Source organism: Paucibacter sp. B2R-40 (genome assembly GCF_025717555.1).
Taxonomy (GTDB): Bacteria; Pseudomonadota; Gammaproteobacteria; order Burkholderiales; family Burkholderiaceae_C; genus Paucibacter_A.
In genome coordinates, this window is the sequence record NZ_JAJIRP010000010.1 from 41,005 (window position 1) to 64,726 (window position 23,722).

The 23,722-nt window shown below is 62.6% G+C and carries 21 protein-coding genes; 5 read left to right on the forward strand and 16 right to left on the reverse strand.

Going from position 1 to position 23,722, the window contains the following annotated elements; genetic code table 11:
• Window positions 1–6: 6 nt before the first annotated feature.
• Window positions 7–1,077, forward strand: a complete 1,071-nt coding sequence (gene earP, locus LNV09_RS19145; RefSeq protein ID WP_263558675.1) for an elongation factor P maturation arginine rhamnosyltransferase EarP — start codon at window positions 7–9, stop codon at window positions 1,075–1,077.
• A 199-nt stretch (window positions 1,078–1,276) separates the two neighbouring features.
• Entirely contained in the window at window positions 1,277–1,831 is a 555-nt protein-coding gene (efp, locus tag LNV09_RS19150; RefSeq protein WP_263558676.1) for an elongation factor P, read from the forward strand.
• Window positions 1,832–1,890: 59 nt separating this feature from the next.
• Here the strand turns inward: efp and ilvB are convergent, their stop codons facing one another.
• Complete coding sequence (ilvB, locus tag LNV09_RS19155; protein ID WP_263558677.1) at window positions 1,891–3,726, reverse strand: biosynthetic-type acetolactate synthase large subunit; 1,836 nt, start codon at window positions 3,724–3,726, stop codon at window positions 1,891–1,893.
• A gap of 99 nt (window positions 3,727–3,825) precedes the next feature.
• Here ilvB and LNV09_RS19160 point away from each other — a divergent pair, with 99 nt between their 5' ends.
• Entirely contained in the window at window positions 3,826–4,287 is a 462-nt protein-coding gene (locus LNV09_RS19160) for an Lrp/AsnC family transcriptional regulator (RefSeq protein ID WP_263532232.1), read from the forward strand.
• Window positions 4,288–4,324: 37 nt separating this feature from the next.
• Here LNV09_RS19160 and LNV09_RS19165 read toward each other — a convergent pair whose 3' ends face one another.
• The 4 genes from LNV09_RS19165 to LNV09_RS19180 form a co-directional block, all read right to left on the reverse strand.
• Window positions 4,325–4,597 carry a hypothetical protein gene (locus tag LNV09_RS19165; RefSeq protein ID WP_263558678.1) on the reverse strand — a complete coding sequence of 91 codons (273 nt, stop codon included), beginning with the start codon at window positions 4,595–4,597 and terminating at the stop codon, window positions 4,325–4,327.
• A gap of 75 nt (window positions 4,598–4,672) precedes the next feature.
• Window positions 4,673–5,500 carry a 2OG-Fe(II) oxygenase gene (locus LNV09_RS19170; protein WP_263558679.1) on the reverse strand — a complete coding sequence of 276 codons (828 nt, stop codon included), beginning with the start codon at window positions 5,498–5,500 and terminating at the stop codon, window positions 4,673–4,675.
• Window positions 5,497–6,291: a peroxide stress protein YaaA gene (yaaA, locus tag LNV09_RS19175; RefSeq protein ID WP_263558680.1), complete on the reverse strand. Its 795-nt coding sequence runs from the start codon at window positions 6,289–6,291 to the stop codon at window positions 5,497–5,499. The genes LNV09_RS19170 and yaaA overlap by 4 nt, the downstream gene beginning before the upstream one ends.
• 32 nt (window positions 6,292–6,323) lie before the next feature.
• Window positions 6,324–7,217 carry an EamA family transporter gene (locus LNV09_RS19180; protein WP_263558681.1) on the reverse strand — a complete coding sequence of 298 codons (894 nt, stop codon included), beginning with the start codon at window positions 7,215–7,217 and terminating at the stop codon, window positions 6,324–6,326.
• Between the two features lie 108 nt (window positions 7,218–7,325).
• On the opposite strand from LNV09_RS19180, the gene LNV09_RS19185 reads away from it, so the two are divergent.
• A complete protein-coding gene (locus tag LNV09_RS19185) occupies window positions 7,326–7,847 on the forward strand; it encodes an Lrp/AsnC family transcriptional regulator (RefSeq protein WP_263558822.1) in 522 nt (173 codons plus the stop codon).
• A gap of 19 nt (window positions 7,848–7,866) precedes the next feature.
• On the opposite strand, the gene LNV09_RS19190 is transcribed toward LNV09_RS19185, so the two are convergent.
• The 6 genes from LNV09_RS19190 to LNV09_RS19215 form a co-directional block, all read right to left on the reverse strand.
• Window positions 7,867–9,204, reverse strand: a complete 1,338-nt coding sequence (locus LNV09_RS19190; RefSeq protein ID WP_263558682.1) for a TolC family outer membrane protein — start codon at window positions 9,202–9,204, stop codon at window positions 7,867–7,869.
• A gap of 80 nt (window positions 9,205–9,284) precedes the next feature.
• Complete coding sequence (locus LNV09_RS19195) at window positions 9,285–9,614, reverse strand: rhodanese-like domain-containing protein (protein ID WP_263558683.1); 330 nt, start codon at window positions 9,612–9,614, stop codon at window positions 9,285–9,287.
• 8 nt (window positions 9,615–9,622) lie between these two features.
• Window positions 9,623–10,276, reverse strand: a complete 654-nt coding sequence (locus tag LNV09_RS19200) for a protein-L-isoaspartate O-methyltransferase family protein (RefSeq protein ID WP_263558684.1) — start codon at window positions 10,274–10,276, stop codon at window positions 9,623–9,625.
• A 29-nt stretch (window positions 10,277–10,305) separates the two neighbouring features.
• Window positions 10,306–13,461 carry an efflux RND transporter permease subunit gene (locus LNV09_RS19205; protein ID WP_263558685.1) on the reverse strand — a complete coding sequence of 1,052 codons (3,156 nt, stop codon included), beginning with the start codon at window positions 13,459–13,461 and terminating at the stop codon, window positions 10,306–10,308.
• 15 nt (window positions 13,462–13,476) lie between these two features.
• On the reverse strand, window positions 13,477–14,646 hold the full coding sequence (locus LNV09_RS19210) for an efflux RND transporter periplasmic adaptor subunit (protein ID WP_263558686.1): 1,170 nt from the start codon (window positions 14,644–14,646) through the stop codon (window positions 13,477–13,479).
• Between the two features lie 8 nt (window positions 14,647–14,654).
• Window positions 14,655–15,302, reverse strand: coding sequence for a TetR/AcrR family transcriptional regulator (locus LNV09_RS19215; RefSeq protein WP_263558687.1), 648 nt, complete (start codon window positions 15,300–15,302; stop codon window positions 14,655–14,657).
• Window positions 15,303–15,514: 212 nt separating this feature from the next.
• Here LNV09_RS19215 and LNV09_RS19220 point away from each other — a divergent pair, with 212 nt between their 5' ends.
• Window positions 15,515–16,147: a hypothetical protein gene (locus tag LNV09_RS19220; protein WP_263558688.1), complete on the forward strand. Its 633-nt coding sequence runs from the start codon at window positions 15,515–15,517 to the stop codon at window positions 16,145–16,147.
• Here LNV09_RS19220 and LNV09_RS19225 read toward each other — a convergent pair.
• From LNV09_RS19225 to LNV09_RS19245, 5 genes are read right to left on the reverse strand one after another with little or no spacing between them, the layout of a single operon-like run.
• Window positions 16,042–17,196 (reverse strand): alpha/beta hydrolase family protein, encoded by a 1,155-nt coding sequence (locus tag LNV09_RS19225; protein ID WP_263558689.1) that lies wholly within the window; start codon window positions 17,194–17,196, stop codon window positions 16,042–16,044. The two genes, LNV09_RS19220 and LNV09_RS19225, sit on opposite strands and share 106 nt — an antisense overlap.
• 19 nt (window positions 17,197–17,215) lie before the next feature.
• Window positions 17,216–20,305, reverse strand: coding sequence for an efflux RND transporter permease subunit (locus tag LNV09_RS19230; RefSeq protein WP_263558690.1), 3,090 nt, complete (start codon window positions 20,303–20,305; stop codon window positions 17,216–17,218).
• 12 nt (window positions 20,306–20,317) lie between these two features.
• Window positions 20,318–21,442 (reverse strand): efflux RND transporter periplasmic adaptor subunit, encoded by a 1,125-nt coding sequence (locus LNV09_RS19235; protein WP_263558691.1) that lies wholly within the window; start codon window positions 21,440–21,442, stop codon window positions 20,318–20,320.
• A gap of 14 nt (window positions 21,443–21,456) precedes the next feature.
• On the reverse strand, window positions 21,457–22,908 hold the full coding sequence (locus LNV09_RS19240) for an efflux transporter outer membrane subunit (RefSeq protein ID WP_263558692.1): 1,452 nt from the start codon (window positions 22,906–22,908) through the stop codon (window positions 21,457–21,459).
• An 11-nt stretch (window positions 22,909–22,919) separates the two neighbouring features.
• A complete protein-coding gene (locus LNV09_RS19245; protein WP_263558693.1) occupies window positions 22,920–23,639 on the reverse strand; it encodes a TetR/AcrR family transcriptional regulator in 720 nt (239 codons plus the stop codon).
• Window positions 23,640–23,722: the final 83 nt, after the last annotated feature.

Genomic DNA, 23,722 nt, shown 5'->3' on the forward strand with positions numbered 1-23,722 from the left:
TCCCCAATGGGACAGCACTGGGACATTTTCTGCCGCGTCATCGACAACTACGGCGACATCGGCGTCAGCTGGCGGCTGGCACGCGACTTGGCCGCGCGCGCTCAGTCGGTCAGGCTTTGGCTGGACGATGCCAGCGCCCTGCAATGGATGGCCGCTGGCGGCATACCGCCCGGCATCAACGTGCTGCCTTGGGAGCAAAGTTCGAGCGCAAAGGAGGCCGGCGACGTGGTCATCGAGACCTTCGGCTGCGACCTACCCGAAGCCTTTGTTCGCCGCATGGCGGAGCGCGCCAAACCGCCGCTGTGGATCAACCTCGAATACCTGAGCGCCGAGCCGTATGTCGAACGCAGCCATGGCCTGAGCTCACCGCAATTCAGCGGGCCCGGCCGCGGCCTGCACAAGCAGTTTTTCTACCCCGGCTTCAGCGCGCGCACCGGCGGTCTGCTGCGCGAGCCTGGCCTGCTGGCCGAACAAGCTGACTTTGACGCAGATGCTTGGATGGCGAGCCAGGGCGTGGAGCGGCGGCCCAATGAACGCATCGTCAGCCTGTTTGCCTATGCAAACACCGCCTTGCCGCAGCTGCTGGCGGATCTGGCCAGCGAGCCCACCTTGCTCTTGGTCTGCCCCGGGGCCGCACGAACCCAAATGCTTGAATTGCAAGCCAGCCAAGCCTTACCGACGGCCGGCTTGCGCTGGCAGGCCCTGCCCTATCTGAGTCAGGACGGCTATGACCGCCTGCTCTGGACTTGCGACTTGAACTTTGTACGCGGCGAGGACTCCTTTGTGCGCGCCCAATGGGCCGGCAAACCCTTCGTGTGGCAAATCTATTTTCAGGACGACGGCGCCCACGCGGCCAAGCTGGAGGCTTTCATGGACCGGTATCTGGCCGGCAGCGACGCGCAGTTCGCCCAGCAAACCCGCGCTCTTTGGCGCGGCTGGAACGGCCTGCAAGACTGGCAAGTTGGCCTGTTAGGCCAAGTCGCAGGCTGCGCACATGCCCTCCGGTGGCGTGAAGATTTGACGTCTCAAACCGACTTGGTCAGCCAGCTTCTCGGCTTGACGCGCAAATCAAGCTAAAATCAGCGGCTTTGCTGCGCCGTTCGCGTCCATTGAGGGCTGCTGATGGTGTGGGCATGCACCGAGACACCTTGAACCAAGTTGATTTGGACAGACCCTCTGCATTGAATGTCTGCTCCGGCCTGAAGGCCCAGCCCTCAGACCAGCATTTCAATCGTAAGGTTGCCTCTAAAACTTCCTCCCAAACATCGGAACACTCATGAAGATTGCACAAGAATTTCGCGCCGGTAACGTGATCATGCACGGCAAGGACCCCATGGTCGTGCTGAAGACCGAGTACAGCCGCGGCGGCCGCAATGCAGCCACTGTGCGCATGAAGCTCAAAAGCCTGCTGAACAGCTCGGGCACCGAAGTCGTGTTCAAGGCCGACGACAAGCTCGACCAAGTGATGCTGGAAAAGAAGGACTGCACCTACACCTACTTCGCTGACCCGATGTATGTGTTCATGGACGAGGAATACAACCAGTTCGAGGTCGAGGCCGAGAACATGGGCGACGCGATCCAGTATCTGGAAGATTCGATGCCCGTCGAAGTGGTGTTCTACGACGGCAAGGCCATTTCGGTTGAAGTGCCGACCTCGGTGGTGCGCGAAGTCGTTTGGACCGAGCCAGCCGTCAAGGGCGACACATCAGGCAAGGTCTTGAAGCCTGCCAAGTTGGCCACCGGCTTCGAAATCCCGGTGCCCATCTTCGTTGCCCAAGGCGACAAGATCGAAATCGACACACGCACGCACGAGTACCGCAAGCGCGTCTAAACGCTGCTCTCGACCGGCTCGTTCAAAAAGGCACCCTCGGGTGCCTTTTTGCTTTTTTTTCAGTCCTCGCTGGCTTGATAAGCCCGGTCCTTGCCCAGCCAGACTTCATGATGGCCGGCGCCGGCCGGGATCATCGGAAAGCAGTTTTCCTCGGCCGCTACCACCACGTCGAGGAAGAACGGCTCGTCCGACCGCAGGCATTGATGCAAAGCGGCATCGAGATCCTCGCGCCGCTCGACCCGCGCCGCTCGCCAACCGAAGGCCTTGGCCAAGGCGACAAAGTCCGGCAAGGCCTCGTTATAGCTATGGCTGTAACGCCCGCCATGGATCAGTTCCTGCCATTGCCGCACCATGCCCATGCGGCCGTTATTGCACAGCACCAGCTTCACCGCTGTACGGTGCTGAACGGCAGTGGACAACTCCTGGATATTCATCAGCACCGAAGCGTCGCCGCTGACGCAGACGACCAATTTGTCCGGGTGCGCGATCTGCGCGCCGATGGCGGCCGGCAGGCCGTAGCCCATGGTGCCGGCCCCGCCCGATGTCAACCAACGCCCCGGGCGCTCAAACTTGAGATGCTGCGCGGCCCACATCTGATGCTGTCCTACATCGGTGGAGACCACCGCGTCTGTATCCGTGAGTGCCAGTTGCAACTGCCTCATCAAGGCCTGCGGCAAGATCTGACCCTCGCCCGCGTCCTCAAAACTCAGCGAACGCTCGGCCCGCCAGCGCCCAATGCGCAGCCACCAATCGCTCAAGTCCACCGCGCGGCAGTCCCGTTCGGCCCACAGTCGCTCCAGGGCCAGCAAGCTGTCCGTGCAGTCGCCCAGCAAGCCGACCTCGGTTTGCACCACCTTGCCGATTGAGCGGGCATCGATATCCAGGTGAATCACCCGCGCATGCGGGCAAAAACTATCCAGCCGCCCGGTCACGCGGTCATCAAAACGCGCACCGACGCAGACGATCAGGTCAGCCTCATGCATGGCCAGATTCGCCTCCAAAGTGCCATGCATGCCCAACATGCCAAGGAATTGCCCATCCGACGCCGGCAAGGCACCCAGACCCAGCAAGGTCAGCGTGCAAGGCGCTCCGGTCAAATGAACCAAGCGTTTGAAGGACGCACAAGCCAAAGCGCCGGCATTGATCAGACCTCCACCACCATAGAAGATCGGCCGCCGGGCTTGGCTCAGCAAGGCAATGGCTCGGTTAAGGGGTTCAATATTGCACGCAGGCTTGAACGCCACAAGCTCAGCCTCGTGCATTGTTTGAGTGACCGGTGCGCCCTGCCCGGCCTGCACGGCCTGCACGGCCTGCCCATGCGCCTCGCTCTTGGCCAACTGCAGGTCTTTTGGAAAATCTACCAAGACCGGCCCAGGCCGCCCACCGGCCGCGCAGGCATGGGCTTTGGCCACCACCGTCGCCACCTCGGCGGCCGAGCGGATCTGCACATTCCATTTGGTCACCGGTTTGGAGATGGCCAGCGCGTCGCATTCCTGAAACGCGTCGGTGCCAATCGAGCCGGTGGCCACCTGCCCGCTAACGCACAGCACCGGCACCGAGTCACACAGCGCGTCCAGCAAGCCAGTGGTGGTGTTGCTCATGCCCGGCCCCGAGGTCACGAAGACCACGCCGACGCGACCGCTGCTGCGCGCATAGCCTTCGGCAGCATGGACAGCGGCCTGCTCATGACGCACCAAAACATGGCGCAAGCGCGGCTCGGCATGCAAGGCGTCGTAGAGCGGCAGTACGGCGCCACCGGGATAGCCGAAGACGGTGTCCACGCCCAGACGCAAGAGCGTCGCAATCAGGGTTTGCGCGCCATTGAGGTCAGCGACTGACTGGGCCGCTGCAGTGCAGCCTTGAGCGGAGGGGGGAGTTTCAAGCAAGGTGTCCATATCAACACTTTGCCCAAACCGGCTCAGCAAAGGCTGCCGGATTTTCATCCTATTCGTCAAAATTCAGGAAATCTTGCTGCGAATCTACAATGCAACAGCATGAACCTGGACAAATTCGATTTTTCGATTCTGGCTGCACTGCAGCAAGATGCGCGCATCAGCCTGGCCGAACTCAGCCAAAAAGTCGGCCTGACCAGCTCGCCCTGCTGGAGCCGGATCAAACGGATGGAGGAAGCCGGCGTGATCGAGGGCTACTCGGTGCGCGTCAACGCCGCCAAGATCGGCTTGGCGGACACGGTGATCGTGCAGGTGACACTGGACAATCATTCGGACGAAGCGTTGTTCGAGTTTGGCCAGGCGCTGGAGCAAATCCCCGAGGTCTTGGAGGCGTTCTTGGTATCAGGCGACTACGACTACTACGTCCGCATTGCCGTCGCCGACACGCGCGATTACGAGCGCCTGCTGCGCGAGCGGCTCTACAAAATTCCCGGCATACGCCACAGCAAATCCAGCTTTGTGTTGCGGCAATTGAAGCAAAGCCAATTGCCGCTCAGGCGTTGAACCGCTGAACCGCTGAAGCGTTATGGGCTGAAGGCCTTCAGTGAACTTTGTGTGCGCCTTTGGCCTTGACCTTGGCGTGGCCGCTCTTGGTTTTCACTTTGCCGGACTTCTTCGCATGCTTGCCACTCTTGGCCGCATGTTTGGAGGTCTTTGATTTTTTGGCCGATGCCGAATGGCCGGCGGTCGAGGCCTTCGCGACGGTCACAGAAGAGCGCTGCGCCTGCATCACACCCGTCTGACTTGGCAGCGTTTGCGCCAAAGCCAGACTGGACACCAAACCGCACAGAGCCAGGACAATGATTTTCTTCATGGGACTACTTTCAATGACGGAAACAAAAGAACACTCAACAACTCGCGGCGCCAACCAGGGGCAGCAAATTCGAATCTAGACAAAGACACCCGCGCGCAACCATTTGGTGGCCACCCATTTTTCGCCCTCGCGCACCGGCGCGCCGCCGTGCAGACTTTGGGTTTGAGGGTGCGGCCGGTCATAGCTGAAGAAGACCGCATTGCCTTTGATCGGCGACACGTCGAGTTTAATGTCCGGGAAAATGGTTGCGCCGCCAGCCTGTGGGGTATTGAGGTACATCACCAGCGTGGCAACGCGCTGGCCGCCGCGCTTCAAAATGTCCGCCGCGCCGTCCATCGCCGGGTCGAAGTAATCATAGTGCGGCAAATACTCGGCGCCGGGGCGGTAACGCAGCACTTGCAGACCTTCGCCACGGTCAATCGGCCAATTCAGCAGCTTGGCCAGGCGCGACTCAATTTGGCGAATCAAGTCGCTCTCGCCGCGTTCGAAGAACATGCCGTCACTGGTGCGCGCCGGATTGATCTCGCTGCCGCCCGGCGTGGTCGCAACCGTCTCTGAGCGCGACAAACGCGCGCTCGCCGCCGCCACCATCGCATCGCACTCTTCGTCCGACAACAGGCCTCCAAGCACCACCACACATGGCTGGCTGATGGTCAACAAAACCTTGACCTCGCGCCCATCAATCCACAGCGTTGGCTGACCGCCGCTCAGATCAAGCGCCGGTACCGGGCTCACATCGGCGCCGACCACAGGCTCGTCCAGCGCTTGCAAGGCCAAGCGCTGCTGCCAACCGCTGCTCACCATTGACGCCAGCAGTTGCTCGCGCGAGAACCCCAGCGCCAATTGCTCTTGAATCCAGGTCCGCAACTCGGGACTGATCGCTTGATTTTGCTGCGAACTCATAGGCTCGATGACTCCAGTTTGCGCCTGAAAACCAGCCTCCCAGGCTCCGACAGCGCCGCCTGAAACGCATAGCCCTCGGCCGCAAAATCATGCAGGCCGGCGGGCGTATCAATGCGCTCGGTAATGGCGTAACGGGCCATCAGACCGCGTGCGCGTTTGGCAAAAAAGCTGATGATTTTGTACTGGCCGTTCTTCCAATCCTCAAACACGCATTCAATCACGCGCGGCAGCAGGCCCGGCCGATTGGCGGCGCGAAAATACTCCTGCGAGGCCAGATTGACGATCACCGGTACTTGGGCGGAGCGCGCACGAGCATTCAGATGCTGGGCCAAGCGCTCGCCCCAGAACTTGTACAGATTGGCGCCGGCCGGGTTGGCCAGGCGGCTACCCATCTCCAGCCGATAGGGCCGAATCAAATCCAAGGGCCGCAGCACGCCGTACAGCCCCGACAAAATCGCCACATGCTCTTGCGCCCATTGCAACTGCACGGTACTCAAGTTGGCGGCCGCCAAGCCCTCATAGACATCGCCATTGAAGGCCAGCACCGCCGGCTTGCTGTTGGTGTGGTTGAAGCTCGGTTTCCAAGCCGCAAAGCGCGCCACGTTCAACTCGGTCAAGGCCTCGGACAAGTCCATCATGTTGGCAATATCGGCCGGCGTCTTGGCGCGCAACAGCTTGATCAACTCGCTGGATTGCGGCACAAACTGGGGTTGGCTGGCAAGCGCCAGCAGGCTCGGCGGCGTCGGGGTTTCGTAGTCGAGTGACTTGGCGGGAGAGAGCAAATAGAGCATGGACCTGATTGTCGCCGCTCTTGGCCAAACCCTCAGCTCCGACGGCCTTTGAGCAGCAAGACCACGCCCAACAATACTACGCCAGCCGCCGCCCACTCGAAGCCGCTGATGCGCTCGCCCGCAATCGCCACGCCCAGCAGCATCGCGATGACCGGATTGACGAAGGAGTAGCTGGTTGCAAGGCCTGAGGGTGCTTCGGCCAGCAGGACCATATAGGCATTGAAACCGATCAGCGAGCCGAACACCACCAGATAGACCCAAGCTGCCAGGGCTTCCTGCTGAAGCGGCCATTGCAGCGCCTCGCCACGCAGCAGGCTGAGCAGCATCAACACCACACCACCGGCCAGCATCTCGCTGGCAAATCCCATCGCCCCCGGCGCCAAAGGGAAGACCCGCTGAGATAACACGCTACCCAAGGACCAGCTCAGGCAGGCAATGCTGATCGCAAGCAAGCCTGCTGGCGAAGCGCTGAACCCCTGCCCCTGCATCAGCATCAAGACGCCGACCAGACCGACGCCCATGCCGAGCATCTCGAGCCGGCTCGGGATCAACTTCCAGCACAGGTTCAAGGCTGCCGTCATCAGGGGAATTACCGCAATGAACGCCACCACCAAGCCCGAGCCCACTGTTTGCTCGGCAGTGGCCGTGAAACCCATGCCGCCACCCAGCATCAAGGCGCCGATCACGGTGGCATTCAGCCATTGGCGTGGACTCGGCCAGGCAGTGCCTCGCCAGCGCATCCAGGCCGCCAGCAACACGCCGGCCGCCAGGAACCGGCTGCCCATCTGAAAAAACGGTGGAAAGCTGATCAAGGCATATTTGATCGCCAGATAGGTCGAGCCCCAGACCAGCCAAGTAGCAGCCAGACAGGCCATGACGCGGGGGCTCAATCCCGCTTGTTTGGGAGCCATGATTGCCGTATTCATGGCCGCAATCGTAGGCAAAACAGCAAAACTCTTGAATACAACTTCAAAGGCAAAAAATGAAAATTGAAATAACATCAACGGGAATTCACTTCCGCCACCTTGAAACTCATGGAAAACACCTTTGATCAACATGATCACCGGATATTGGCAGAGCTCCAGGCCGACGCCCGCCTGAGCATGGCCGAGTTAGGGCGGCGGGTTCACCTGAGCCAGCCGGCCGTCACCGAGCGGGTACGCAAGCTGGAGGACCTGGGCGTGATCAGCGGCTATCAAGCGATGGTCAACAGCGGCAAGCTGGGTTATGCGATTCGCGCCGTCATTCGCGTCGGGCGCTGCGATGAGGCGCGTGTGCTGCGGGCCTTGGAGGTCAGCCCCGAGGTGCTGAGCGCCTACAACGTGACCGGCGAGGACAGCTGGATTTTGGAGATCGCGGTGCGCGATGTCGCGCACCTGGAGCAGGTGTTGCAGCGTTACTGCCAACTGGCTGAAACCTCCACCGCCATCATCCTCCGGGTCTTGCGCGAGCATGCGCCGCTGCGTCCAGTGCCGCCGCTGGAACTCGCCCCCGGCGAAGCACCTTCGCCAAACGCGAGCAAGCAAAAAAAGACCCGCCGTAGCGGGTCAGTTTGAGTCAAGCGGGCGATCGAGCCTATTTCACCAGCAACTGATTGGTCGCGGCCACGTCTTCCGGCTTCAAGACGCCGGCCGCCTGGCGCAGCTTCAGATTCAAGAGCACCGCGTCATAGCGCGCCTTGGCCAAGTCACGCTGGGTGGTGAAGAGCTGCGTCTGCGCGTTCAAGACATCCAGATTGACCCGCACGCCGACCTTGAAACCCAGCTGCGTAGCGTCCAAGGCCAATTTGGTCGAAGACTCTGCCGCTTCCAGCGCCTTGACTTGAGCGGCCTGCGACAGCGCGCCGTAGAAGTTGCTCCGCGTCCCCTCTGACACGCTGCGGCGGGCATTGGCCAAGTCCTGCCTGGCCTTTTCTTCCAGCACCAAGGCCTCTTTGATACGGTTTTGCGTGGCGCCGCCGGTATACAAAGGCAGGTTGACCGACAAGGCAATATTGCCGCTATTGGTTGTGCCCAAAATTTGAGAGCCGTTGCCGCGCGCATTGAGCACGCCTGCGGTGGCGCTCAAGTCAGCCGTCAGGCCATCGGAGGCGCGGGCTTTGCCGGTCTCCAAGACCGAGGAGTCAACACCGACACGGGCCTTGCGGATCTGCGGATGCTGCTCTTCTGCCCGCTCGACCCAGGGCTCGACCGAAGCCGGCGCGATCGCCGGCAAGGCCACCGGCAATGCCAGCGCTTTGGGCGTGACCTGCTTGCCGACCACGTGGTTGAGCCTCAAACGCTTGACGCGCAAATCATTGTCCGCAGCGATTTCGGATGCGGTGGCCAGGTCGAACTTGGCCTGCGCCTCACGGGTGTCGGTGATGGTCGTGGTGCCGACCTCGAAATTGCGCTTGGCAGAGGCCAGTTGCTCTGCGAATGCGGCCTTGGCCGCTTGTGTCGTAGCCAAGGTGTCCTCGGCACCCAGCACGTCGAAATAGGCTTGTGCCAGCCGCACGATCAAGTCTTGTTCGGCGCTCTCAAGATCGGCCGCCGCGATGTCCAGACCCAGGCGCGCTTGCTCGACAGTGAGGCGATTGCCCTTGTTGTAGAGCGAATACCTGCCGGTCAGGCCGGCTTGGAAGGTGCTGGCCCCCACCCAGTCGCGCTTGGGCAAATCGATCTGCTCATGCTTGGCCGCGCCGCCTAAACCCAGCGTAGGCTTTTCCAAGGCTTCGATCTGGCCGACCCGGTACTGGGCCGAATCGGCCTGGGCGCGAGCCGACAAATAGGTCGGATCAAAGGCGCGCGTCGCGTCGTATAGCTCCAGCAGGCTTTGCGCCCGCACGCCTGCAGTTGCGCCGAAAGTCACCGCTAAGGCCAGGCCAATCTTGGTCAGTGAATGGAGCGAATTAGGTGCACGATGGTCTGACATGAACTTCCTCGTTAGCAATTATTGATTGCAAAAAACAAACTCAATCGCCGGGCTCCAAAATGGGGATTCAAAGCACGGACTCAATATCTCGGCACTGACGGATCGGTCGCAAGCGACCACGCGTCAATACCACCGGCGAGGTTATAGACGCAATCGAAGCCTGCGCGCAGCAGAAATGCGACGACTTGCAGACTTCTCACCCCATGATGGCAATAACAGACGACGGGCTGCGTCGGATCGAGCTCGCCCAGGCGCGCGGGCACCTGCCCCATCGGCATCAATTGGCTGCGCACGCCATCTAGGGCAATGCTGGCCAGTTGCGCCTCCCAAGGCTCGCGCACGTCCAGCAACAAGGGCGGCTGAGCACTGGCGCAAAGGGCCATCAACTCGTCGGCACCCAATTCACGCATCGCGGTGTTCAGAAACTGAAAGCGCTGGCCGGTGCAAAGCCCTCAAGCCGAGGGGCGACGGTATCGAACAAATTGCTGGTGCGATAGTCCTGCTCGCCGACCCGCTCAATCAGCTGCGCCCGCATCACCGGCTCTTCGCCGACAATTGCCGCCAATCGCCCACCGAGCTTGAGCTGAGCCAGCAGCGCGGCCGGTACTTCGGCGACCGAACCGGACAGCAAGATCACATCGAATGGGCCTTCGGCTGCAAAGCCATTGGCGCCGTCTTGCTCACGCACGGTCACATTGGACAGGCCGGCGCGCTTGAGATTGGCGGCGGCAAAGGCGGCCAACTCGGGATTGATTTCAAGCGAAATCACGCGCTGCGCCCGGTGACCCAAGAGTGCCGCCATAAAGCCACTGCCGGCGCCAACTTCCAGCACCTTCTCATGCCGGGCCACTTTCAACTCCTGCAGCAAGCGCGCTTCCACGCGCGGCACCAACATGCACTGGCCACCCGGCAAAGGGATCTCGACGTCCACAAATGCCAAGCCCTTGCAAGACGGCGGCACAAAGTCCTCCCGCTTGACCACGGCCAATAGTTGCAACACGCCGGCGTCCAGCACATCCCAGGGCCGGATCTGCTGCTCGATCATATTGAAGCGGGCTTGTTCGATATTCATGTCTAGTCCTCAGGGAAAGCGGTATTCCATCAGCCCGGGATTCTAGGGCCTGCAAACTTGCGTTTGACCCAGGCACCGAGGTCATCCAGATAGCAATAGATCACCGGCACCACCACCAGGGTCAGCAGCGACGAGGTGATCACGCCGCCAATCACGGCCTGCCCCATAGGCGCGCGTTGCTCCGAGCCTTCGCTGAGCGCAAACGCCAAGGGCACCATGCCAAAGACCATCGCCATCGTCGTCATCAAAATGGGCCGCAAACGCACCTTGGCCGCATGCAGCAAGGCCTCTTCACGGCCCATCGGTTCGACATCGACCCCATGCTCATGCTCGCCGGCGCGCGAGCGGATCGCAAAGTCGACCAACAAAATCGCGTTCTTGGTCACCAGCCCCATCAACATCACGATGCCGATGATGCTGAACATATTCAGCGTCGAGCGGAACATCAGCAGCGCCAACACCACACCGATCAAGGTCAAAGGCAGCGAGCTCATCAAAGCCAGCGGCTGCAAAAAGCTCTTGAACTGGCTGGCCAGAATCATGTAGATGAACACAACTGCCAGCGCCAGCGCGCCGACCGCGTATTGGAAAGACTCGTTCATATTCTTGGTCGAGCCGCCGAAGGTGTAGCGGTAGCCGGGCGGGAAAGCGGTGCGCTCGAGCACCGCCTTGATATCACTTGAAACCTCGCCCGAGCTGCGGCCCAAGGCATTGGCGTCGATGGTGATCTCGCGGCTCATATCGCGCCGATTGATCTGGCTGGGGCCGCTCGACTCGCTCACCTCGGCCACTTGCGCCAGGCGCACCACGCGGGCCGAGCCATCGGCCGCTGTGGCCACATTGATGGGCAGCTGCTGCAGATCGGCCAAGGCCTTGCGGCCAGCTGGGCCCAGCCGCACGATCACATCGTAGTTTTCGCCGTCAAGCGCACGCCAATTGCCGACCGTGGTGCCGGCCAATAGAGTACGCAGCGAACCGGCCAAGGCGTTGACATTGAGCCCCGCGTCGGCGGCGGCGTCGCGTTTGACTTCGATTGAAATCAAGGGGCGATTCGCTTTCAAGGAACTGTCCAAATCCACCAGGCCGGGGATCTGGATGATCTCGGCCTGGATCTGCTTGGACAGCCGCTCCAACTCGCCCAGGTCGGTGCCCTGAATCGAAAACTGCAGGCTTTTGCCGCCGCCCAAATCGGTCGGGCCGATATTGGTGATGGTGATTGCCGGCACGGCAGCCAGCTTGTCCCGCATGGGCTGGGCCAGATCGGCCACACTGGGGCTGCGCTCGGCCCGGTTGGCCAGGCGCACATAAATCGCACCGTAAATCTTGCCGGCCGCGAAGCCGCTGTTGATCGTCGTCACGGTGTAGCGCACCTCGGGCAACTCGCGCAGCAATGCATCGATTTGGCGCGCCCGCGCCTCGGTCACCTCCAAGGCGGAGCCCACCGGCGTGTAGAAATTGATCTGCGTCTCGGACAGATCGGCTTTGGGCACAAACTCTTTGCCAACCCCGCCGAGCAGCACAAAGCTGAACAAAAAGCTGCCGAAGGCGATCCCTAAAGTGGCGCCCTTGTGGCGCAGCGACCAGCCCAATATCCGCTGATAGGCACTCGACAACCATTCGGTGAAACGGTCCACCTGCAAGGTCAGGCGGCCCAGCGTCTTGTCATACAGCGTCACCGGCGGCCCCCGGTGCACGCCATGCGCCTGCGGGTCATGCCAGATGCTGGACAGCATCGGATCCAGCGTGAAGCTGACGAACATCGAGATCAGCACCGCCGCGACGATGGTGATGCCGAACTCATGGAAAAACTTGCCAACGATGCCGCCCATAAAGCCGATCGGCAGGAACACCGCCACGATGGACAGCGTGGTGGCCAGCACCGCCAGGCCGATTTCCTCTGTGCCGTCCAAAGCCGCCTGCTTCGGCGACGCACCCATCTGCACATGCCGCACGATGTTCTCGCGCACGACGATGGCGTCGTCGATCAAGAGCCCCACGCACAGGCTCAGCGCCATCATGGTGATGTTGTTGATCGTGAAGCCAAAGGCATACATGAACAAGAAGGTGCCGATCAAGGCAATCGGCAGGGTCAGCCCGGTGATGACGGTGGAGCGCCATGAATTGAGGAACAGGAAGACGATCAAAATCGTCAGCGCCGCGCCTTCGAACAAGGTGCGCTGCACATTGGCGACCGAAACCCGGATCGCGCGCGAGTTGTCGCGGTTGATCTCGGTGCGTATGCCTTCGGGCGTCACATTGGCCGATTCCTTCAAGGCTCGCATCAAGCCGTCCACCACTTCGATGGTGTTTTCACCCTGGCTTTTTTGCACGCTCAGCAGCACGGTGCGCTGGCCGTTATAGAGCGCCAGGCTTTCCACTTCCTGCGGCCCGTCGATCACATCGGCGACCTTCCAGAGCTTGATCGACACATTGCCTTTGCGCGCCACCACGATGTCGCGGAAGTCGGCCGGCACCTTCAGCCGCGCATTGATCTGCACCACCCGTTCCTGCTCATTCGAGCGGATCGTGCCCAGCGGCAATTCCTGGTTTTCGCTCTTGACGGCGGCCAGCACCTGATCGACGCCAACGCCCAGGGCCTCCATGTCCGAGGGTCGCAGCTGCAACTGGATCTGACGCTGCAGGCCGCCGACGACGGACACCGAGCCAACCCCGCGTACGTTCTCAAGCCGCTTTTGCAGCACCTGGGTCGCCCAGGTGGTCAGCTCCTGGGTTTCACGCTTTTTATCGTCGGCCAAGACCGCCACGCTGAAGATCGGCGTGCTTTGCGGATCAAAGCGCGAGATGCGCGGCTCCTTCACCTCATCGCGCAACAGCGGGCGCATCAAGGCGACTTTTTCGCGCACATCCTCGGCGGCCTTGCGGCCATCGACATCGAGGTTGAACTCGATGATGACGACCGAGACGCCCTCGTAAGAACGCGAGGTCAAGGCGCTGATGCCGGCCACCGTATTGACCGCCGACTCGACCTTCTTGGTGACCTCGCTCTCGACAATCTCCGGCGAGGCGCCGGGATAGTCCATCTGCACCACCACCGTGGGGAAATCAATATTCGGGAACTGATCAACCGACAGACGTTGATAACTGAACAGGCCCAGGACCACCAAGGCCAGCATGACCATCACGGCCATCACGGGGTTGTTGATCGAAACGCGGGTGAACCACATGGTGAGCCTTCCTGCTCAAGGCGCCGAAGTCGTCGCAGACGCCGAAGCCGCCGTCGCTCGGTTACTGGCCCGAAGCCGAGGCGGCAAAGTCAACTGCGTCCCATCGGCCACCTGCCCTGCCGTGCCGGTCAAGAGCAGCGCCCCCTCGGGCACACCGCTGCGCAAGGCCAGCGCGGGCTGGCCGCGCAGCTCGCCGCTGCGACCCAGTTCCACCTCACGCGCGCGCGCTTTGCCATCCACGATCTGCATCACATAGGGCCGGGCCTTGTCGAAACGCACCGTCGATGCAGGCGCCACCAAGCCCTCATACTCGTCCAGCAAGAGCCTGCCGCGCGCAAACATGCCGTGGCGCAAACCCGCTTGACCGGCCACCTTCAGATAGACGAGCACTGCTCGCGAGCCGGCTTGTGCGGCCGGGTTGATGCGCACCACCGTGGCAGGCACTTCAGCCGCCATACCGTCCACCTGCAGCAGCGCCTTGGCGCCGATTTTCAAGTCGGTGGCCATCTCGGGCGGAATCGCCGCCTCCAACTCCAGCTGACTCAGATTGACGATTTCCAGCACCCGGCCGTCGACAGCAAGCCGCTCGCCCGGCTGGGCCAAGCGCTGCGAAACCTGGCCATTGATGGGCGCAATCAGTGTCGCGTCGGCGCGGGACTTGCGGGCCAAATCGACGGCAGAACGGGCGGCCTGATAGGTCGCCTCGCTGCCGGCCATGCCCGCCACCGCGTTGTCCAAAGCGGTGCTGGAAATGAAACCCTGCCCGACCAAGGCGCGGTTGTTCTCCAGCGTGCGCCTGGCAATATCCAGTTGGGCCTTGGCGGCCTGCGCGTTTTGCTCGGCCTGGCGCAAACGCAAGTCCAATTCAAGCGGATCGAGTTGCCCCAGCACCTGGCCGGCGCGCACGCCATCGCCTTCACGCACCGTCAAGCTGGCCAGTTCGGCCGCCACCTTGGCCTTGACCACCGCAGTCTCGAAGGCCCGCAGGCTGCCGGAGATATCAAGTTTGGCCGAGAAGCGCTCGCGCCTGAGTTCCACGACGTCAATATCGGCCAGCGCCAAGCCCATGGGCGGCTTGGTTTGAGCTTGGACCTGCGCCTCTTTGCCGGCTTTCATCGCCTTCATCTGCCGCAGGCCAACAGCAGCCAGCACTGCCACGGCCGCCGCCACCAAAGAAATCTTCACCCAAGTTCTCATTGATCTTTTGCTTTCGAAGACGGGCTCAAAAGGCCACGCAACATCAAGTCCATTTGCACCGCCAAAACGGCGGGCGGGTCGATTGTGGGGCCGTGCAGCTTGCAGGCACCGAGCGAGTGTTGGTAAAGAATCATGTGCAACATCGGCCCGACCAGGACATGCACGGTATCGGCCACCGGCACCGGGCGAAATTCGCCGCTCTGGATGCCGCGGGTGATCAAGCTGCCCAGCAGTTGGTGCGTCGGCAGCACCACCTCGTCGACATAAAAGCGTGCCAATTCGGGGAAGTTGCGCGCCTCGGCCATCATGATCTTGCTGATGCCGCCGGCCGAGCCCAGGCCCACCTGCCGCCACCATTCACCCATCACATGGCAGAGCAAATCAGCCACCGAGCCTTGATGCTGAGCCGCCAAGACGGCCGCCTCGGCGATGCGCGAAGACAAGTTCTCTCGCACCACCGCCTTGAACAATTCGTCCTTGCTCGGGTAGTACAGGTAGAGCGTGCCCTTGGACACACCGGCCAGCGCTGCCACCTCCTCCGTGCGGGTCGCCGCAAAGCCTTTCTCAACAAACAGCGTCAACGCCGCCGCCAGCAACTCCTGCGGGCGAGCTTCTTTGCGACGTTGACGGGGGCTTGTACTCAAAAAAGGAATGCACTAATGACCAACTGGTCAGTAATGTATGTCAGCGTGAGCGAGGGGTCAACGGCGGCTTGCCGATACCGGCTCCTCTCCTACACCCCCTGCTTGCCGCGACGGGGCAACTTCAGTCTTGGGCAGATTCTGCTTTATCGGGCTGAACGCTTGAGCGAGCGCTATAGTCGGCCGCGCAATAAAGACAGCCACCAACCCAAGCCATGATCGAAGCCACCAAACTCATCAAGCCCGAAGCCGAACCCGCGCCGAAATGGTTCCATATTGCCGTCGCTGCCAGCATGGTGCTGAGCACTGGGAGCGCGGTCTACAGCTCGATGCGCACCAGCGCGGCAATGCAAGCCTTGGTGAAAGAGAACTCTCGCCTGGTGCTGGCCAGCTCCACGCCGCTGCTGCAATTCATGAGCAGCAATTTCGACGGCGGCCAGCCTGCGCTGAGTTTCTCGGTCACCAATGACGGCAATGGCCCGGCTCGCATCGTCTGGTTCGAGATGAAGTCGGATGGCAAATTAGTCAAGAGCCTGCGCACGCAGGTTCGCGAATCAAGCCCTGAGCTGGCCAAATTTTCGCTCGAAATCATGACCTCGACGATTGCGCCGCGCTTGATCTCACCCGGCAGCAGCATCAAGCTGTTTTCCTGGGTTCAACCAGCCGCCAAAGACACCGAGGCCTTGCAGCTATGGCGTCAATTTGACCGCCAAGGCCGCGGCAAGGTCACCGTCGAGGCCTGCTACTGCTCGGTGCTGGACGCCTGCTGGATCTCGGATCTGGAAGGCAGCATCCCCAAGCCGGTGGACACCTGCGAGCCCGCCGGTCGCACGACGCTGGATGGCTGATAAGCGAGGTCGAGCTTGGCGTGATTGACGATCGCCTTGTGGCGATCGCTCCATTGCTGCAGCGGCTCGCTTTGACCCTCGAAGACCTGGCTTAAGAAAGCCAAGGCAACTTCCTTGGTGGCGGTCTTGACGAGCGGGTTCAGCGTCACGCCGCCGGTGCCGGCGCGGTCGGTGAACATGCTGTGCGAGCCGCCCTCGAACACCACCAAGGACTTGACCGCACTGCCGGTGGCATTGAAGACGCCGATGCGGTCGCGTGCATCGGAATGGTAGTCGGGGATAACGATGACGTCCTCGGTGGCGGTAATGTGCAGTGTCGGGATCGTGATGGGTTTGAGGATTTCAGCCGTGCGCTCGGTCTCGCCATAAAACGGCGGCGCCGAGATGATGATGGCCGCCTTGAAGCGCGGGTCGTGCAGCTGGTCCATCACAGCGCCACGGCGCACCACCTGCGCGCCCGACAAGAGCATCACCGTATTGGCGCCGTAAGAATGGCCGGCCGCAATCACGCGGGCCGGGTCAATCTGGCTACCGCGCGGCCCAAGCAGCAATTGGTCCAGTGCAAAGCGTACATCGGCAACCCGGCTCAAGGCCTCACTCTCCTTGGCCGCATCTTGCAGGCGCCCAACCAGGCCAAAAGGATTGCCCAGCCACAAAGCCCGGTCGCTGCCCACATGCTGCACATGCAGCGTCGCATAGCCTTGGGCTGCCCAATAGGCGCCCAGATAGCTATAGCCGCGCCGTGAGCCGCCGATGCCGTGGGAAAACACAATCAGCGGCACCGTCGCCCCATGAGACACAGCCTTGCTCGGCCAGTACAAGCGCGCGGGTACCGCGCGCTGGCGGGCGCCGTCTTGCCAGTCCAAATCCTCGATGCTGTAGCCCAAAGCCACATCGGAGGCTGGCGGCGCGTCCAGTAGCGGCAAGGGATCGCCACTCAAGGCCCCGGCCTCAGGCGAGCGGCAAGCACCCAGAACCAAGAGCAAGCTCAAAGCCAGAGCGCCACGCACTCCAATCGTCCGATGCGGTTTATTCATCTTGTTCATCATGGCTGCGTAACTCCGAATTTCAAGACTCAAGGGCTTCGCTGGGCAGCGCCGCCCGGCGTTTGAACAAACGTGCAACACGCTGAATGCCGTCGTCCACATAGCTGAACACCACCGGAATCACCAGCAAGCTAAGGAACGTAGAGGTGATCAAGCCGCCGATCACGACGATGGCCATCGGCGCGCGAAAGCTCGGGTCCACCCCCCAGCCCATCGCAATCGGGAACATGCCCGCGCCCATCGCGATCGTCGTCATCACAATCGGCCGGGCGCGCTTATGGCAGGCATCAAGAATGGCCGCCATACGCGCCAAGCCATGGTCGCGGCGCGCGATCACCACATAGTCCACCAGCAAAATCGAGTTCTTGGTGGCGATGCCCATCAGCATGATCAGGCCGATCATCGAGGGCATGGACAGCGCCGTACCGGTGATGAAAAGCGCCAAAAAAGCACCGGGAATCGACAAGACCAGCGCGGCCAGAATCGTCACCGGCTGGATAAAGTCCTTGAACAAGAGCACCAGCACGATGTAGATACACATCACCCCGGTCAGCATCGCCAGGCCAAAGCTGGCGAACAACTCCCCCATGGCCTCGGCGTCTCCAACCGTGGTTTGAATGATGCCGGGCGGCAGATTCTTCAAGGTCGGCAAGCCCAGGGCGGTCTTTTCCACCAGCCCCAGCGGCTGGCCGTTCAACTCGATCTCGAAGTTGATATTGCGCAGCCGGTCATAACGATCGATTTGCGCGGGTCCGCTGGCAATCTCCAGCGTGGCCACGTTGGAGAGCGCCGTTGGCCCTTTGCTGCCCGGCACCGGCAGGCTGGCCAGCAGGGCCAAGTCAGCCCGCGCATCGGCGCGCAGCTTGACGACGATAGGCACCTGGCGCTGGGCGAGATTGAGCTTGGCCAGGCCTTGGTCATAGTCACCGGCGGTGGCGATGCGCAAGGTGTCGGCAATCGCCGCCGCGCTGACGCCCAGATCGGCAGCGCGCGCGAAGTCGGGCCGCACAATCAGCTCCGGGCGCACCAGGCTGGAGGTCGAAGTGACCGCGCCGATGCCGGGAATGCCGCGCAGCTCGCGCTCCACCAGCTGGGCATGCTCGGCCAGCGCACGGCCGTCTTCGCCGGCCAGCACGATCACATATTTTTCGCTGCTGCCGCCAAAACCGACCTTGACGCGCGCGCCAGGCAAGACGTCCAGCGCATCTCGCAATTGCCCTTCCAACGCCTGTTTGCTCAAACCCTTGCGCTCGCCGCGCGGCGTCATATTCAGGGTCAGGGTCGCCTTGCGCACCTCGGGCGCTCCGCTCATCGCAAACGGGTCGCCGCCGGCATTGCCGCCGCCAATGGCCGTGTAAATCAGCTTGACATGCGGGTTAGCGGCAACGATCAAGCGCGCCTGTTCGGCCAGCGCCTCGGTCTGCTTGAAGGTGCTGCCGGGTGGCAAGGTGATGGTGACTTGGGTCTGGTTCAAATCGTCCGGCGGTATGAAGCCGGTCGGCAGCAAGGGCACCAAGGCGAGTGAGCCTATCGTGAAGGCCAAGGCGGCGCCGAGCGTGATCAGCCGATGTTGCAAGCACCATTTGGCCCAGCCGGTATAGACGGTCAGCCAGCGCGGCTCGGTGTGGTCCTGCTTGGGCGCCTTCAGAATGTAGGCCGCCATCATCGGCGTCAACATGCGCGCCACCACCAGCGAGACGAACACCGCGATCGCCGCCGTCCAACCGAACTGCACAAAGAACTTGCCGGGAATACCGCCCATGAAGGCGGTCGGCAAAAACACCGCGATCAAGGTAAAGGTGGTGGCGATGACGGCCATGCCGATCTCGTCGGCCGCCTCCATCGCCGCTTGGTAAGGGGTCTTGCCCATGGCCAGATGGCGCATGATGTTTTCGATCTCGACGATGGCGTCGTCAACCAAGATGCCGACCACCAGGGACAGGGACAGCAGCGTCACCGTGTTGACGGTGAAACCGAGCAGATACATCAGGCCAAAGGCCGGGATCACTGACAGTGGCAAGGCGGTGGCCGCCACCAACGTGGCGCGCCAATCACGCAAAAAGAACCACACCACGATGATGGCCAGCAAAGCGCCCTCGTAGAGCAGCGTCATCGAGCCGTCGAAGTTTTCCCGCACCGGATCGACAAAGTTATAGGCTTCGGCAAACTCGATCTCCGGGTGCGCGCTGCGCAACTCCTCGATGGCGAGCTTGACGCCGGCGGCCACTTCCACCTCCCCGGCGCCACGTGTGCGGGTGATCTCGAAGCCGACCACCGGCTTGCCGTTCAAGAGCGCGCTGGACCGCTGCTCGGCCACCGTGTCGCTGACCTGCGCCACCTGATCCAGGCGGATACGGCGGCCGTCCGACAGCGCAATGTCCATGGCCGCCAGCTCCTGCGCGGTCTGCACCGTCGCCAGCGTGCGCACCGATTGCTCGGCGCCGCCGATATCGGCGCGCCCGCCCGAGGCCTCTTGCTGAATCTGGCGCAACTGGCGCGACACATCGGCGGCCGTCGCGTTGAGCGCCAGCAACTTGGCCGGATCCAGCTCGACCCGCACCTCGCGGCTGGCACCGCCCACGCGCGACACCGCGCCGACCCCGCGCACCGCCAAGATGCGCTTGGCGACCTGGTTGTCTACAAACCAGGACAGCGCCTCCTCATCCATTCTGGGTGACGCCACCGAATAGGTCAGGATGGGCATGCCCGACAACTCCATCTTGGAGATCACCGGGTCGCGCAGATCGGCCGGCAGGTCAGAGCGCACGCGCGAGACCGCGTCGCGCACATCGTCCACCGCTTGCTGCGTGCCCTTTTCCAGGCGGAATTCCACCGTCACGATGGCCACGCCGTCTTGCACCGTGGTGTAGATATGTTTGACGTCTTGCAGCGTAGCGAACTGGTTCTCCAGCTTGCGGGCGACTTGCGACTCCAGCTGCGCCGGCGACGCGCCCGGCAGCGCCGCCGTGACGGTCACCGTAGGCAGGTCGATGTCCGGGAAGTTCTGAATCTTCATCGCCTTGAAACCCAGCAGACCTCCGAGTGTCAGCATGATGAACAGCAAAATGGCCGGGATCGGGTTGCGGATCGAGGCGGAGGAAACGTTCAGCATCGTGGGCTCCGCTTATTTGGCTGATGCGGCTGGTTTGGCGGGCTTGGCTGCGGGGGCAGCGTCCACCACCCGCACCAGATCACCATCGCTCAGGAAGCCCACGCCGCTGGCGACCACGCGCGCGCCGGCATCGAGCCCACCGGTCAGCTCGACGCGCTCCCCGCTGCGCCGTCCAAGCGTGACCTTGCGCTGCTGCACGCGCCCATCAGCGCCGACCTGGAACACATAGGCAAAGCCATCGCGCAGCTGCAGCGCCGTTTGCGGCAGGCTGAGGGCGCTGCTAGCGCCCAGTTTGAACTCGCCGCGTGCGAAGCTGCCGGCTCGCAGCGCGGCGCCCGCGGGCAAGTCCACATAGGCCAGGCCCATGCGGGTTTGCGCGTCAACGCTGGGCGACGTGATGCGCAGGCGGCCGGTGATCGCTTGATGGTCCAGCCCGATCACCGTCACCGCCATACCGGGCTTGAGCTGCAGCAGCTCGGTAGCCGGCACCTCGGCGCGCCATTCCAGCCGGTTCTTGCGGATCAAACGGAACAGCTCCTGGCCCGGCTGCACAACGCCGCCCACGGCCGCGATACGTGCCGAGATCAGGCCGTCGTCGGGCGCCGTGATGCGGGTTTGAGCCAGCCGCAGCTCATCGCTCTTGACACGCGCCACGGCCGCTTCATGGCGGGCGGCGGCGGTCAACTCGAGGGTCAGGTATTGCTGCAATTGCTGGCCGCTCAAGGCATCGCTGCCGCTGCTCTTGAGTTCACGCGCGCGGTCGGCGTCGAGCTTGGCCGCACTCAGATTGGCGCGAGCTTCGCTGGCCGCGGCGCGCGCTTGCGCCAGCTCGGCCTGCACCGTGTCGGCCGACAACTGCGCCAAGAGCTGGCCGCGCTTGACCGCGTCACCGACATTGACCGCCACCTCGGCCAGGCGCAGGCCGCCGAGTTCGCTGCCAATCAACACCTCTTGCCAAGCCGCCACGCTGCCATTGGCGCTCAAGGTCTGCGCCCAATCGCTTTTCTCGGCGCTGAGCAAAGCGACGGTCAGCGCCGGGCGCGCCTTGGCCGCGGGCGCCTGGTCGGCGGCCAGCACGGGGCTTTGCAGCGCCGCGCCGACCAGCAAGGACAGCAGGCAAAGTTGAAACTTGTTCATGTGATTGGCGTGATTCATAGGGCTTTGCCGACTGGGCTTTGAGGGGAAGCTTCGGCGGCCCAAGCGCCGCCCGAAGCTTTGTAGAGTGAGAACCAGGCCGCCAAGCGGGCCGCTTGAACTTGCACCAAGGCCGACTGCGCGTTCAAGGTCAGGCGGCGCGCCTGCTCCAAGTCGGCCGCGCTGGCCAAGCCGGCGCGCCAGCTGCCGGCAGTGGCCACGGCCGAACGTTGATAGCCATCGGCGCTGCTTTGCGCATAACGCTCGCGTTGCTGGGCCGAATCGAGCCGCACCAAGGCCTCCTCGACCTCGCGCACCGCCAGCAGCACCGCAGCGCGGTAGCCGGCCAGGCTTTCCTCAAAGCGCGCTTGCGCCGCATCGGCGTTGGCACGGCGCGAGCCGGCATCAAAAATCGGCAGGCTCAGCGAGGGCCCAAAGCTCCAGCCATTGCCATCAACCTTGCCGCCGCCGCTGACTTGCAAGGCCGAGAGCGAGATCGAGCCCCCCAGCTGCAGCTGCGGGTAACGCGCGGCTTCAGCGGCACCGCGTTCCGACCAGGCCGCGATCACTTGACGCTGCAGCGCCGCCAAATCTGGGCGCTGCGCCAGCGTGGCGGCCGGCAATTGCGCGACTTGCAAGCCCGGGCTGCTGGGCAGCTTTGCGAACGCCGGCGCCAGCTGTGCGCGCAGCTCGGGCTCAAACTGCCCGCTCAGGCTGACCAAGGCCTTGACCAGCAAGTCACATTCGGCGCGCTGATTCAACCAGCGGTTCTGACTGTCGGCCGCGGCGGCTTGCAGCAAGGCATCGTTGGCCGTGGACTCAAAGCCCACCTTGAGTTTGTCGCTGGACCATTGGCTCAGTCGCGTCATGGCCTCGACATCGGCGACACTGATTTGGGTCAAACGTTCGCAGGCGCGCAGGCTGACATAAGTCTGTGCCACCTCGGCCGCCAGGCTGACCTTTGCGGCATGCCAATCCAGCTCGCTGGCCTGGGCGCGCGCCTCGGCCGCCTCGCGCTGCTGGCGCACCCGCGCAAACAGATCGATCTCCCAGGCCGCGTCCAGGCTCAGATTGCTCAGCGTTTGGGTCGGCACACCGGGTGCGAGCGGCAGGCGCTGACGCTGCGCGCTCGCATTCAGATTGACGCCCGGCCATTGAGCGCTGCCGGCCTGCTCGGCCAGCGCGCGGGCCTGTTTGATGCGCGCCACTGCCTGTTGCAGGCTGGGGTTAGCCGCCTGCGTTTGGGCGATCAGCTGAGCCAGTATCGGATCGTCAAATTGGCCCCACCAGTCCTGCAGCGCCAGCGCCTGCCCGCCATGCGGCAGCGGCGCGACCCAGGCCGGCGGCGTTTGCTCGGCTTGTTTGAGCGTATCTGGCGGCAGCGCGGTCGCGGCGCAACCGGCCAGGCCCGCAGCGACCAGCGGCGTCAATAGAGACAGGCAATGCCTGCGTTTCAAAATCAAGGGCATGACGCTCATCCTCAGCGGCTCTGGCGCAGAGCCTGTTCTGCTTCAATCAGGGCCTGGCCAAAAGCAACCAGGCGGTTCAAGGTGCGCTCGTAGGCGCCCGGGCCGTAGACCACGCCCGGCAGCAAGCCTTCCATATCTTGGGCCGAGAGCCAGTAGTCATGCGCCAGCGCCACCAGGGCGAAGCCCAGTTGGTGCAACTCAGCATCGACTGCCGCGGCGCCGCAGCGCTGCGCCAGCATTTCCACCAGCGCGTGATGTTGAGGCGCAATGTGCTCGGCGCAGATATCGGCCCAGACCGGGCTGGGGGCAATCATTTCGCGGCAAAAAATACGTGTGCTGTCGCTCAAGCCAGAGTCGGCGTCATAGAGCGGACGCAAAAAAGCAGCGTAAAAACTGCGCAGCCATTCACGCAGCGGCTGCGCCGCATCGGCCTCCGGCATGCCAGTCATCACATTGGCAATCGGCTGCAGCAAGACCTCACGGTAGAGGCCCTGTTTGTCAGCGAAGTAATAGGCGATCAGGCCAATATTGGCCTGCGCGGCAGTGGCGATCTCGCGCGTGCTGGCCTTGTCAAAGCCCTTGGCGGCAAAAATTCGCCGCGCCTCGCGCAAGAGGCGCGAGCGGCGGTCACTTGAATCTTCGTGCTGAGGAACTGCGGCGGCTGCAACCGCTGGAGGAGTTGGAAGGCTTTGGCGGACTTGGCGGGCTGGAGGATGGACAGGCTTCGGCATGGCGCCATGCTAGTCCAATTTAATCAATCGTTTGATTAAATTTCTCAATCACGACGCGCTTCAGCCAAGCGTGACCTTCTTCA

Bases quoted from the DNA above. Each gene is read 5' to 3' on its own strand.
- earP (WP_263558675.1), top strand. From the start codon at position 7: ATGGGACAGCACTGGGACATTTTCTGCCGCGTCATCGACAACTACGGC.
- efp (WP_263558676.1), top strand. From the start codon at position 1,277: ATGAAGATTGCACAAGAATTTCGCGCCGGTAACGTGATCATGCACGGC.
- ilvB (WP_263558677.1), bottom strand. From the start codon at position 3,726: ATGGACACCTTGCTTGAAACTCCCCCCTCCGCTCAAGGCTGCACTGCA.
- LNV09_RS19160 (WP_263532232.1), top strand. From the start codon at position 3,826: ATGAACCTGGACAAATTCGATTTTTCGATTCTGGCTGCACTGCAGCAA.
- LNV09_RS19165 (WP_263558678.1), bottom strand. From the start codon at position 4,597: ATGAAGAAAATCATTGTCCTGGCTCTGTGCGGTTTGGTGTCCAGTCTG.
- LNV09_RS19170 (WP_263558679.1), bottom strand. From the start codon at position 5,500: ATGAGTTCGCAGCAAAATCAAGCGATCAGTCCCGAGTTGCGGACCTGG.
- yaaA (WP_263558680.1), bottom strand. From the start codon at position 6,291: ATGCTCTATTTGCTCTCTCCCGCCAAGTCACTCGACTACGAAACCCCG.
- LNV09_RS19180 (WP_263558681.1), bottom strand. From the start codon at position 7,217: ATGAATACGGCAATCATGGCTCCCAAACAAGCGGGATTGAGCCCCCGC.
- LNV09_RS19185 (WP_263558822.1), top strand. From the start codon at position 7,326: ATGGAAAACACCTTTGATCAACATGATCACCGGATATTGGCAGAGCTC.
- LNV09_RS19190 (WP_263558682.1), bottom strand. From the start codon at position 9,204: ATGTCAGACCATCGTGCACCTAATTCGCTCCATTCACTGACCAAGATT.
- LNV09_RS19195 (WP_263558683.1), bottom strand. From the start codon at position 9,614: ATGCGTGAATTGGGTGCCGACGAGTTGATGGCCCTTTGCGCCAGTGCT.
- LNV09_RS19200 (WP_263558684.1), bottom strand. From the start codon at position 10,276: ATGAATATCGAACAAGCCCGCTTCAATATGATCGAGCAGCAGATCCGG.
- LNV09_RS19205 (WP_263558685.1), bottom strand. From the start codon at position 13,461: ATGTGGTTCACCCGCGTTTCGATCAACAACCCCGTGATGGCCGTGATG.
- LNV09_RS19220 (WP_263558688.1), top strand. From the start codon at position 15,515: ATGATCGAAGCCACCAAACTCATCAAGCCCGAAGCCGAACCCGCGCCG.
- LNV09_RS19225 (WP_263558689.1), bottom strand. From the start codon at position 17,196: ATGATGAACAAGATGAATAAACCGCATCGGACGATTGGAGTGCGTGGC.
- LNV09_RS19230 (WP_263558690.1), bottom strand. From the start codon at position 20,305: ATGCTGAACGTTTCCTCCGCCTCGATCCGCAACCCGATCCCGGCCATT.
- LNV09_RS19235 (WP_263558691.1), bottom strand. From the start codon at position 21,442: ATGAACAAGTTTCAACTTTGCCTGCTGTCCTTGCTGGTCGGCGCGGCG.
- LNV09_RS19240 (WP_263558692.1), bottom strand. From the start codon at position 22,908: ATGCCCTTGATTTTGAAACGCAGGCATTGCCTGTCTCTATTGACGCCG.
- LNV09_RS19245 (WP_263558693.1), bottom strand. From the start codon at position 23,639: ATGCCGAAGCCTGTCCATCCTCCAGCCCGCCAAGTCCGCCAAAGCCTT.